A 10,494-nucleotide genomic window follows, 5' to 3' on the forward strand; every position below is an offset into this window, starting at 1 on the left:
CAAAGAATATGTGTAATGTTGAGCTCAACATTACAGGAATTCGCGCGGGGACAGCTCGATATCGAGCCAGGCGCGCTCCTCGGGGGACAGGTCGGCAAGGGCACGATCGAGCATCGCTTCCGAGGTCGACACGAGCTGGACGACGGCGCAGTCGCCGCGCGCGAGATCGGCGGTGATCGCCGGGATCAGCGAGGGCAGCTTCATCGACAGCAGGATCTGGCCGAAGAAGCGTTGCTTGGTCGATCCGAAGATCGACAATGCCGCGGCCTTCGCGCCGCTATTATAGGTGGCACCGCTGAAGCCGTCGGTGACGCGCGTGGCGGCGAGCGCGGCCTGCAGATTGTTGTGAATGATCGCCCAGGCATCGGCATAGGCATTGTAGACGGCGATCTGTTCTTCGCTGAGCCGATGCTCGAGGATGTCATATTCGACGCCGGCGAAGCTGAGCGCCCGCGCGGCATAGAGGCCCTGCGCTTTGAGGTCGCGGGCGATCAACTCCATCGCCGCGATGCCGCCTCGGCGCAGGGATTCCACGAAGGCCCGCCGGTCGGCGAAGGCCGTCTGCGGTCCCCACAATCCGAGGCGTGTCGCATAGGCAAGATTGTTGACATCCGAGGCGCCCGTCGCCGAGGCGTAGAGAATCCGGGCGCGCGGAGCGAGATTTTGCAGGCGGACGCCGGCAATGCCCTGCTCGGACCCTTTCGTGGCGCCGAACCGGCCCTCGCCGCCGGCCACCCCGGCCATTTCATGCGCCTCGTCGAAAACGATGACGCCGCTGAAATCCTCACCCATCCATTCGATCAGCTGGCGCAGCCGCGTGCCCCTGTCGCCGCGGTTGGAGCGCAGGGTGGCATAGGTCAGGAAGAGGATCCCATCGCCCAGCGCGATCGGGGTGCCGAGCTTCCACTGGTTGAGATGCTGGATGTCGAGCGGCAAGCCGCCAAGCGCCGACCAGTCCCGGCGAGCGTCTTCGACCAGCGTCTCGCTCTTGGATATCCAGAGGTGGCGGCGGTTGCCACGCAACCACTGGTCGAGGATGACGCCTGCCACCTGCCGCCCCTTGCCGGCGCCCGTGCCATCGCCAAGGAAAAAGCCGGTCCGATAGGCGTTACCGGCCTCTGCCGGCGACAGCGAAAGACCCTCCTCGCTGGATATGAACCGCCCGGGAAGATCGCGCTCGAACGCCGCGCCAGCGTAGATCAGCGTTTCGAGCTGCGCGTCCGAGAGCAGGCCGTCGTCCAGGATCCTGGCCGGCAGCACGGGTTCATAAGCGACCGGGGGTGCGGCAATCGATCCCATTGCCTGCGATTCGACCAGCGCGCTTGGGTGCTCACGAGCATCGGCAATCAGCAGACGGCTCGGCCGATAGGGCAGGTAAATCCCTTGCGGTTCGCCCGCGGGTGCGGGCGCGTCGAGACGGTGATAGGCGACCGCGCGGGTCGTGGGCAGGGTCACCGCCGCACGCGAGCAGACGGGGCGGGTCCGCCGCGTGAGGCCCCGGAACAATCCGCTGGGGCGGGAGATCGGCTGCGGCTGCGGCGCGCATGGGGTCGCCATCGCATCGATGGCCGCAAGCGCAGCGCCGAGCGTCGTGCAGGTCTGGCGCGGGACCGAGCCCCCTGCCCCGTCCTTTTCGAGGAGTATGAGCTGGACTGCCTGGCCGGTGCCGTGCTTGGCATAGGCATCGGGCGGCAGGTCGAGATGCAGCCGGGCATGCGCGCCCGCAGTGGCGTGCAGCCAATCCGCGTCCTCCGTCTCGATGCGGTCGGGGAGAATAACGGCGCAGCGCCCGCCTGGAGCAAGCCGCAACAGCGCGGAGCGCAAATGGCGAAGCGCGGCATGGCGATCGCGCGCGCGCCCCTGGCTTCGCGAGAAGGGCGGATTGAGGAGCACGACGCTCGGCACCAGTTGCGGATCGAGCATATCGTCGATCAGTTCGCCATCATGCGTGCTCAGCCTGCCTTCGGGAAAGGCGTGACGCAGCAAACGCGTGCGCCAGGCATCGATATCATTGAGAAGGAGGCGCGCGCCGGCGAGATGGGCGTGTACGGCCAGGAGGCCGGTCCCGGCCGAGGGCTCGAGCACGATATCGTGTGCCGTGATCGCGGCTGCCTTGGCGGCAAGGAAGCCGATCGGCGCCGGTGTCGAGAATTGCTGGAACGCGATCTGCGTTTCGCTACGCACGCTTTGCGTGGGAAGCGCCGCCGTCATAGCGATCAGCTGGGCGAGCCGCGCATTCGCATCTGCCGGGAGCGTCGCGTTCTTCAGATGGAGGACCTGCGCGAGTTCGAGCACATCGTAGGCGTCGCGCAATGACCACAGGCCATCGGCGCTCGAGCCACCGAAAGCGGAGGTCATTTCGGCAAGGAGGTCGTTACGTGCAACCGGACATCCTTCGGACAGCCGGTCGGCTATGCCTTGAGCAGCGGTACGGGCGGGATCATCGAGCGGCAGCGTGAGCGCGAGGGGGTGTGTGGCCATGGGGCATCTCCAGGTCTGACACCTGGCATCAGCGCCAGGTCATCAGCCGGAAGGCTCCCTCCCCTTTCAGGCCGCCTCGGCGGCCCGGCGGACACGCCAAGCATCATTCCAGTCCGCGTGCCGTTCCGGCAGCCGGAGCACCAGTTCGCGTCCATTGGCTGTGAGATGGGGGCGGGCTTTTTTGAGCATGGCGGCAGCGGCGGCACCGCGATCGCCATAGACGATGATACGCTTGACCCGTTCGGGGATGGCGACAAGCCCAAGGCGTTCGACCCCGCCCAGCGCCCAGGTGGGCGTTCCGAACCAGGCCATTGCTGAAAGGGCGTCCTCGATGCCTTCGGCAAGGCCAAGCTCCTCGCCGGCCGGCGCCAGACGAATGGCCGCGTCGCCGAGAAGGCCAAGGGCAATCTTCGGCTTTGGCATGGGTTTGTGCAGGATGTCGGCGAGATCGAGGCAGGTCCGCTGGACGGCGACAACCCCCAGATCATTCTCGACCGCGGCGATCATCGCCGGAAAGAACCGGCGGCGCTCACCGGCCCCGACGATGGTGCGCGGGTTGTAGCGCAGGCAACGCGGATAGGGAGGCGGCAGACCGCGCGCCGCCAGATAATCGGCCGCTGGAGATCCGGCGATGGGCTGGCTCGCCTTCCATAGGCGAAGTGCAAGAGCGCGATGGTCCGCGGCCGCCTTCGGGCGCGGCATTGTGAGCGGCTCCGCATCGTGAAGTTTGCGCCGGCGCAAAGCAGCCAGAACATCGCGCGTGTCGCAGCCGGCAAAGCAGTGGAACAGGATCGCCCGCTCGCCCAGGCGTACCGACAGGCTGGGACCATGATCGTTATGTGCCGGGCACCGGCATTCGCCGCGCGTACCGCGCCAGATCCCACCCAGGGCTTCGACAATGGCTTTGGCGCGATGGGGAGCAGCTGTGGGCATCGACTAATCCTCGGAAGTGGTGGAGCGCCGCTGCTGATTGCGCCCTCCCCTCCCCGATATTTCACCCCGGCATGCCTTTGGGTGCCAGGATCCCGAATTCCTCGACGATGCGATCGGTTGTGTAGTGCGTCGCGCCGTCGCGTTCATAGGAGTTGTCCTTGAGCCGTCCGGCTATGCGCACGAGATCCCCGACTTGAGCCCGGTCGGCGATATGTTTTCGCTGGCCTTCGCTGAAGACGCTCACGCGGTTCCAGTGGCTGTCTTCCTGCCATTCGTTATCGTCACCCTTGCGGCGATAATTCGCGCAGACCGACAGCAGGGTGACTTTCGGCCGCGCGTCGATTTCCCCGATCCGGCCGATGATCTCGAACTTGGCGAAGTTGATCATGCACCCTCCATGCGCAAGGTCATTTGGCCGGCAGCCTATCGTAGGCGGCTAACTTCGCGTATCCCTCCAGGCGGGGGGATTGAACGATTGCATCAGGCGCGACGCCGATCTCTTTCTCAAAATAAAAAGAATCAAAACGCCGCTGCTCGCAGCGGAAGCTTTTCCGATTCAAAAGGATTCAGATTCAGGAGGCCGAAAGCACAGCATTTCTGCGGGTTTGAGCAAGCTTATCCTGACCGGACGGGGGATTTTGCCTGCCCTTCCGGGGGCGCTTCCCTGACCGATCGGGGGATGCAACCTGACCTGCTGGGGCCTTCCTGACCGTATGGGGGACAGCTTCCTGCTGGAGTGATTCGCTCGCCATAGCGTTCGTCAGGGACTTTCTTCGGCGTCCGCGCTGCCGTTTGCGCGGGTCCGGGCGCTTGGAAACGCGACTCGCCGCACTTCCTCATGGTTTGCTGCTTCGGAGCGAAGTTCCATCCTGACCTCTTGGGGGCCGAATCCGGTGTCTATCCTGCCCTGACTTGACGCATGAGGACAGGTCAGGCAGATTTTCTCCCACGCTGGACGAATCGGCGCAGACTTCATGGCATGGATGACGAGCAAGCCCTAGATCACGCTGTAACGCCCTCCCCCACCGGCGATGACGCTTCTCCGGGACGGGCGATGCGGGTGGCTGCCGCCCTGCAGGCAAAGGGCGGTGACGAGTTCGCCAAGCCCGGCAGCATCGTCGAGGTCAAGTTCGTCAAAGGCCAGTCGCTTAGCCTGACTGCTTCGCGTTTGCTTGCGCTGATGATTTTGACCGCGGGCGGTGATGCCTGGGAGGACCGCCCGCACAAGATGCGAAAGGCGGACATTCGCCGCGGCCACAAGGGCAATGAGCGCATCTCGGATATGCTCGAGGAATTGCACCGCACGCTTTTCGCGGTCGACGACAAGTCCTGGCGCGGCAAGAAGGCGACGCTGCGCTTTTCGCTTATCTCGTCGTCGCGCGAAGAAGCGGAAGACGAAGAGGGCGCGGACGCTGGGTGGATCGAGTGGGAGTTCACGCCCGAAGCCCGAAAGCTGATCCAGGAATCGGAGACCTATGCGGTCCTGAACCGCCAGGCGGTGCTCGGCTTCCGATCAACCTATGCGCTCAAGCTGTACGAGATCGGGGCGCTGAGGCTGCATAGGCGCCAGTCGCTCTGGAAGGGCGACATGACGGCGCTGCGTGCACTGCTCGGCATCGCGCCGGACGTCTACAAGGATTTCGCGCAGCTGCGCCGCAAAGTTCTCGAAAAGGCGAAGGCCGAAATCGACCAGCTCGCCCATTTTCGCGTGGAGTGGCGGGAGATCCGCCAGGGCAGAACTGTCACCGAAATCGAATTCCGCTTTGAGCCCAAGGATGCTCCGGCCCAAATCGCGACCGTGGATGAGATCGGTCGGCACTCTGCGGGCAGAAAGGCGCGGCGCGAGGACGAGGTGGAGACCGTTGCCGTCGAGGCTGTCACACAGGCGGCGGTGGCGGCCTTGGTGTCAAAGGATAAGGCTGGGGCAGGGGAGGTCACCTTCCCGAACGGCACGATCCGCTTTGGCTCGGACACGCTCGCGGCCATCGGCCGTTCGGCTGGCGGCGGTTGGGACATCGATCTCATTGCCGATGCCTATCGCGCGCAGATGGGCGAAAGGCTGGCGAAGCTCAAGGGCGCCAAGCTGATCGCATCCTGGACCGGCTTCTGCGAGAGTTTCCTGGCACGACGCGGGCGCCCCTGAGCCGAAATTGCACCGGTGCAATTTCGGGGTGAACTGCCCCCAAGGGGTCAGGTTGCGAGGGGGCGCAAAAGGTCTGCGGCGCAGATTGGGCAAGTTTCGCCCTTCGGGCTGGGCCGACTTGCGAAAATCAGCCTTCGATTGACCTAAAAGTGCAAATTGAGCTATGCCCCCTCTAGTTTCGCAAGGGGGCCTCTCTTGGCTGCATCACTCGACATTGAGGGCACGCAGGACCTGCTGTCCGTCTCGACGCTCGCACAACGGACCAGCTCTGTCCTCGAGCGGCTCCGCGACTCCGCGCGGAGTGCCCGGGCGGACGAGCGGCGCGAGCCGACGTTCCCGATTGGCAAGGCCGCGGAACTGGTCGGCCGAACCGCGGCGGCCATTCGCGAGGCCGAGAAGGACGGCCGCTTGCCGCCGCCTCCGCGAACCGAGAATAATCGGCGTGTCGGCTATACCCTGGCGCAGCTCAACGACATGCGCGGACTGTTCGGCACCCGGCCCTGGCGGGCCGCAACCGATCCCTGCTGCGTTATCGCGGTGCAGAACTTCAAGGGCGGGGTGGGGAAATCGACTCTTTCGGTGCACCTGGCCCAATATCTCGCGATCAAGGGCTACCGGGTGGCTCTCATCGATTGCGACAGCCAAGCGTCGGCAACCACGCTATTCGGCTATGTGCCCGACCTCGACCTGACCGAGGAGGACACGCTCTATCCATTCCTGCGGCACGACGACATGGAGTCGCTCGACTATGCCCTGCGCAAGACCCACTTCGACGGCCTCGAGCTTGTTCCGGCCAATCTGCGGCTGTTCCAGTCGGAATATGAAATCGCAGCGCGCATGGCGCGGGGGCAGGGGAACCTGATCGACCGCATGGCGCAAGGCATCGCGAGCATTGCCGATCGGTTCGATGTGGTGGTTCTCGATCCGCCTCCGGCGCTCGGCGCGATCTCGCTTTCGGTGCTGCGCGCGGCCAATGCGCTGGTGGTGCCGGTTCCGCCGACGGTGATGGACTTCTCGTCGACGGCGGCCTTCCTCGCCATGCTCGATGAGACCATAGAGACGCTGGCCGATCGCGGCTTGGCGCCGTCGCTGCAGTTCCTGCGCTTTGTGGCGTCCAAGGTCGATGAGAATAAGTCGATGCAGAAGGAACTGCTGAACCTGATGCGAACCCTTTTCGGTCACGCGATCGTCCGTACGCCGCTCAAGGATTCGGCCGAAATCGACAATGCAACGGCGCGGCTGATGACCGTCTACGAGCTGGACGGCCCGGTCACCAGTTCGACGGTGCGCAACCGCTGCCTTGCCTATCTTGATGGCGTGAACAGTGAAATTGAGGTCGACATTCGGTCGATGTGGCCGAGCCATTTGACGCGGCTTCGCAAGGAGGGACTCGCCTGATGCGAGCAAAATTGCACCGGTGCAATTCCGGGTAGAAGGGGTGGATGATGAGCAAGAAGAACGCCAACTTCGCGGCTGATCTGGTCGCCGGAATCGACCCGGGGGCGCAAGCCCCAGCGGCGCGGCGCCCTGGCATCGGTGCGAGCGTGCTGGCGGGCCGGGAAAGCCGGCTTGCCGAATTGGCGACGGGCAGCGTCGTCTCGCGCACCCATGAGCTTGTCGATCCCGCGCGCTGCCGAATGTGGGCGGGGCATAACCGCGAATATGCGCTCCTCAATGAGGAGCGGTGCGCCGACCTCATCGAGAGCATCAAGGCGCAGGGCAAGCAAGAAATGCCCGCCATCGTTCGCCGCGTGAAGGACGATCCTGCCTTCGATTTCGAGGTGATTTGCGGCGCGCGCCGGCATTGGACGATCAGTTGGCTGCGCGCCCACAACTATCCGGATTTCCGCTTTCTCGTCGATATCCGTAGCCTTACCGACGAGGAGGCCTTCCGTCTCGCTGACCTCGAGAATCGGGCGCGCGACGATCTCACCGATCTGGAGCGCGGGCGCGGCAGAAGGTGATGGCCGAGCGGATCAATGTCACGGAAAGCTGGCTCAGCCGCTATCTCGACCTTGCCCGGCTGCCGGCGGAACTGATGGCGGCCTTCGCCCTTCCGCAGGATCTCAGGATCAAGCATGTCACCGCGATCAAGCCTCTCTTGAAACCGGAGGATCGGCGGCAGCGTGTGTTCGCCGAGGCGGGACGTCTCGCTCAGGTGCAGTCCGATCGCGCAGCACCGATGCCGGTCCCCGATATCATACGCGCGCTCGCTCTGGCCGCCGATCCCCCCAAGAGGTCAGGATCCCCCAAGAAGTCAGGAAAGCCGGAAACGATCGTGTCCGAAGGGGGGAAACCATTGCTGAAAGTGGAGGCGGTGGATCGTAAGGGTCTCAAACTTACCTTGCTCCCGCATGCCGGTGGTACGCGGGCTGAAGCGGAGGCCGCGTTGAAAGCGCTGCTCGATCAGCATTGGAGCTAGGACAATCTTCAGCGGTTCTGAGACGTGAGAGTTTTGTCTTCACATGTTGAATATGGACTGCCCTATGACTGCAGCCTTCCAGGATGACATTCGCGAGAATGAGATCATCTCGCCCCGTCGTCTGGCGGAGCGCCTGCGCTTCTCCATGGCGCATTTGGCTCGCGTTGCTCGCCTGGATCCTAAGGCCATGACTCTGTATCCCTCCGCCCCGACCGTGCAGATTAAACTGGAGGAAATAGCCCGAGTTATAAGGCGAGCGGCAGAACTTGCAGGCGAAGAAGGCAAGGCGGTTATCTGGTTCAAGCATCAACCCATTTCTGGAGTTGGGAAAACGGCCGCGGAATTGGTTGCGAATGGCGATATCGATATCGTCATGGAAGATCTCGATCGTATGGCTGCCGGGGTCTATTCCTGACAGGCGTCACTCAAGGCCGAAAGGTTAGCTTGTCCGCAGGACCTTTAGGCGAATGTCTTCTTCTCGTAGACGGTGACAATCGCCCGGCCATCCCAAACGTAGCACAGGTGCCGCTCCTGTCGGCTGTTGGCGAGTAGGCGAGGGCGGAACACCGCGGCGCACTCGCCGTCGGCGTCGCGCACGCTTTGGTACACGATGCCATCCGAACCTTGCTCACGCAGGTGCCGGCCAAGCGCCTGGCCGGCGGCATAGCTGTCCGGGGCGTAGAGGGCAGGGCGTTCATCGCGCAGGCCGCGAATATCGTGGAGCATGGCGTCCAGGTCGACCGCGTAGACGCGCATGTCGAGTTCCTGCGCCGGTTCGTGGGTGTACGCCATGAAGCGGGTTCGGTGATGGCGCGTCTCGGCAACCGCAGTCTCGATGGTGCTGGCAGCGTAGAACAGCCCGAAACTGCCGTCACAGAACCGGCTGCCATCGGGATTTAGGTGGGTGAACGCTGCCATGATCGCCGATGTTCCGGGTCCCGATACGCGGTCCTCCGGTGGGACGAGGGCGAGGTCCCCGACCTCGTCGCGAAGCCGGTCGTTGGTCATCGCCTCGATCGCATAGACCGCTTCCAGGTCGGCCGGATCCGCGACATCCTCAAACAGCGATATGGGCGGGAACCGGCTTGCGACGATCCGGTAGCACGGTTGCCACCGCACTTGCGTCGTCGCAATGGCATCCATCAGCCGCGCTGCGCGTCGATATATTGACGCACCACGTAGAGATCGGCGACATTGCCCGAGGCCATCCGCTCGATCGCCGGGCGTCCGGCGAACAGCGGCGCCTCATTGGGTTTGCGTACCCATTCGTTGGCGGTACGGGGCAGGAGCATCTTCAGCCCCTTGTAGATCCCCATGACATAGGAGATGCGCTCCAGCGCATCCTTGGGAATCGCCGCGACCGCGCCGCGCTTCCAGGTCTGGAAGGTCGAGCGGCTGTCGAGCCCGAGAAGCTTCATCTGCTCGGCTTCCTTGAGGTCCCAGGCGTCGGCAATGCGGAAAAAGGTGCGCAGCGCCGGACCGCTCAGATCCTTGCGGCTGGGCGCTTTGGCGGGGACGCCGGAATGGGCAGTTGTGGCCATTGGCCATCTCCTTCTTTCTCTGTCTATGTATGATATCTGTACATAACGTCAAGAAGAGATCAGTTTTCATACACGCCGAATGCGCGCGATGCCCCGTCAGGGATGGCCAGAACTGCCGGCGAGCAGCCGGTCGATCTCACCCATCGCCGCGTCGAACTCGGCAAGAGCCGCATGGGGGAGGGCGGTAGCCTGGTCCAAAGACGCCGGCTGCCCATCCCTTCCCGGTTCTTCGACGACCAGCAGGGCCTTCCCCTTGACCGTCTCCCGCCGTGCCATGCGCGCCGCCACAAGGGCGTCGCCGATCGCATAGGTGCCGCGCCGACTGATCCCGAACGCCCAGGTGATCTGATCGAGCCCGAGTGGCGCAAAACCAGCGAGCAGGATCCACACCTGCGGTGCCCGCGCGCTCGAGCGCAGGTGCCCCAACTGCTCGCGCATCAGCACCGCGCGCCGCCGCGCTTGCGCGACCAGCTCGGCAAGCCGGGTCACGCTGCGCTGGAGGCTGCGGGCCGCCAGCATGGCGCGTTCGCCCGGCCAGAGCTGCGGCTGCAGCGTTTGCGCCGTCACCGCGCCGGGGCAGGGGAGGGCGCGGGCCCACGCGCCGGACGCGGTCAGCAGCCGCCCCAGCGCGGCATCGACCGCCCAGAGCGGGGTGCGCGTGGCGGCCTGCTCGATCGCCACCGCGCGGTTCCCAAACGAACGGATTTGCACCGCGCGCTCCAGCGGCGCGAACCGCGGATCGGCGCGCAGCAGCGCGTGCAGGCGGGCCAGACCCGCGAAGGGCAGGGGGGTCTCGTCATCCGCGCCGGCCTGTTTCATTAGCGTGATCGCCCTGCCGATCGCTTCCTCCGCCAGCGCGTCTTCGGCTTGCATCGGGCGGTCGGCCCCGAAGCGAGCGGCCAGAGCGATGGTCTGCGCGGCATCGTGTCAGCCGACAAAATAGGCTACATTTCAATAATATCATGTAATATCAA

10 protein-coding genes and 1 pseudogene are annotated in these 10,494 nt (G+C 64.4%); 5 read left to right on the plus strand and 6 right to left on the minus strand.

Annotated features, from left to right (window positions below; translation table 11 throughout):
• Positions 1 to 30: 30 nt before the first annotated feature.
• From ET21_RS0123125 to ET21_RS0123135, 3 genes are all read right to left on the minus strand, one after another.
• Positions 31 to 2,481, minus strand: a complete 2,451-nt coding sequence (locus ET21_RS0123125) for a strawberry notch-like NTP hydrolase domain-containing protein (protein ID WP_030541557.1) — start codon at positions 2,479 to 2,481, stop codon at positions 31 to 33.
• A 66-nt stretch (positions 2,482 to 2,547) separates the two neighbouring features.
• Positions 2,548 to 3,414 carry a toprim domain-containing protein gene (locus tag ET21_RS0123130; RefSeq protein ID WP_030541558.1) on the minus strand — a complete coding sequence of 289 codons (867 nt, stop codon included), beginning with the start codon at positions 3,412 to 3,414 and terminating at the stop codon, positions 2,548 to 2,550.
• A 61-nt stretch (positions 3,415 to 3,475) separates the two neighbouring features.
• Entirely contained in the window at positions 3,476 to 3,802 is a 327-nt protein-coding gene (locus ET21_RS0123135; protein WP_007688082.1) for a single-stranded DNA-binding protein, read from the minus strand.
• A gap of 79 nt (positions 3,803 to 3,881) precedes the next feature.
• On the opposite strand from ET21_RS0123135, the gene ET21_RS27405 reads away from it, so the two are divergent.
• From ET21_RS27405 to ET21_RS0123155, 5 genes and pseudogenes are all read left to right on the plus strand, one after another.
• Entirely contained in the window at positions 3,882 to 4,082 is a 201-nt protein-coding gene (locus ET21_RS27405) for a hypothetical protein (RefSeq protein WP_013041755.1), read from the plus strand.
• Between the two features lie 386 nt (positions 4,083 to 4,468).
• On the plus strand, positions 4,469 to 5,557 hold the full coding sequence (locus ET21_RS0123140; RefSeq protein ID WP_007688083.1) for a replication initiation protein: 1,089 nt from the start codon (positions 4,469 to 4,471) through the stop codon (positions 5,555 to 5,557).
• A gap of 195 nt (positions 5,558 to 5,752) precedes the next feature.
• On the plus strand, positions 5,753 to 6,955 hold the full coding sequence (locus ET21_RS0123145; protein WP_007688084.1) for an AAA family ATPase: 1,203 nt from the start codon (positions 5,753 to 5,755) through the stop codon (positions 6,953 to 6,955).
• Between the two features lie 47 nt (positions 6,956 to 7,002).
• Positions 7,003 to 7,979 (plus strand): annotated as a pseudogene (locus tag ET21_RS26235) (ParB/RepB/Spo0J family partition protein).
• A gap of 64 nt (positions 7,980 to 8,043) precedes the next feature.
• On the plus strand, positions 8,044 to 8,394 hold the full coding sequence (locus ET21_RS0123155; RefSeq protein WP_193378990.1) for a hypothetical protein: 351 nt from the start codon (positions 8,044 to 8,046) through the stop codon (positions 8,392 to 8,394).
• Between the two features lie 44 nt (positions 8,395 to 8,438).
• Here the strand turns inward: ET21_RS0123155 and ET21_RS0123160 are convergent, their stop codons facing one another.
• From ET21_RS0123160 to ET21_RS0123170, 3 genes are all read right to left on the minus strand, one after another.
• The gene (locus tag ET21_RS0123160) at positions 8,439 to 9,122 is read right to left on the minus strand and encodes an RES family NAD+ phosphorylase (protein WP_013041559.1); all 684 of its coding nucleotides are present in this window, start codon (positions 9,120 to 9,122) and stop codon (positions 8,439 to 8,441) included.
• Positions 9,122 to 9,520 (minus strand): antitoxin Xre-like helix-turn-helix domain-containing protein, encoded by a 399-nt coding sequence (locus ET21_RS0123165; protein WP_007686501.1) that lies wholly within the window; start codon positions 9,518 to 9,520, stop codon positions 9,122 to 9,124. Before ET21_RS0123165 ends, ET21_RS0123160 begins: the two co-directional genes overlap by 1 nt.
• 96 nt (positions 9,521 to 9,616) lie before the next feature.
• Entirely contained in the window at positions 9,617 to 10,393 is a 777-nt protein-coding gene (locus ET21_RS0123170; RefSeq protein ID WP_237751657.1) for a hypothetical protein, read from the minus strand.
• Between the last annotated feature and the right edge of the window lie 101 nt (positions 10,394 to 10,494).

It is taken from the genome of Sphingobium sp. DC-2, assembly GCF_000722555.1.
Taxonomy (GTDB): Bacteria; Pseudomonadota; Alphaproteobacteria; order Sphingomonadales; family Sphingomonadaceae; genus Sphingobium; species Sphingobium quisquiliarum.

Coding starts and splice junctions, on each gene's coding strand:
- ET21_RS0123160 (WP_013041559.1), bottom strand. CDS start 9,122: ATGGATGCCATTGCGACGACGCAAGTGCGGTGGCAACCGTGCTACCGG.
- ET21_RS0123170 (WP_237751657.1), bottom strand. CDS start 10,393: ATGCAAGCCGAAGACGCGCTGGCGGAGGAAGCGATCGGCAGGGCGATC.
- ET21_RS0123165 (WP_007686501.1), bottom strand. CDS start 9,520: ATGGCCACAACTGCCCATTCCGGCGTCCCCGCCAAAGCGCCCAGCCGC.
- ET21_RS0123140 (WP_007688083.1), top strand. CDS start 4,469: ATGCGGGTGGCTGCCGCCCTGCAGGCAAAGGGCGGTGACGAGTTCGCC.
- ET21_RS0123125 (WP_030541557.1), bottom strand. CDS start 2,481: ATGGCCACACACCCCCTCGCGCTCACGCTGCCGCTCGATGATCCCGCC.
- ET21_RS0123135 (WP_007688082.1), bottom strand. CDS start 3,802: ATGATCAACTTCGCCAAGTTCGAGATCATCGGCCGGATCGGGGAAATC.
- ET21_RS0123130 (WP_030541558.1), bottom strand. CDS start 3,414: ATGCCCACAGCTGCTCCCCATCGCGCCAAAGCCATTGTCGAAGCCCTG.
- ET21_RS0123155 (WP_193378990.1), top strand. CDS start 8,044: ATGACTGCAGCCTTCCAGGATGACATTCGCGAGAATGAGATCATCTCG.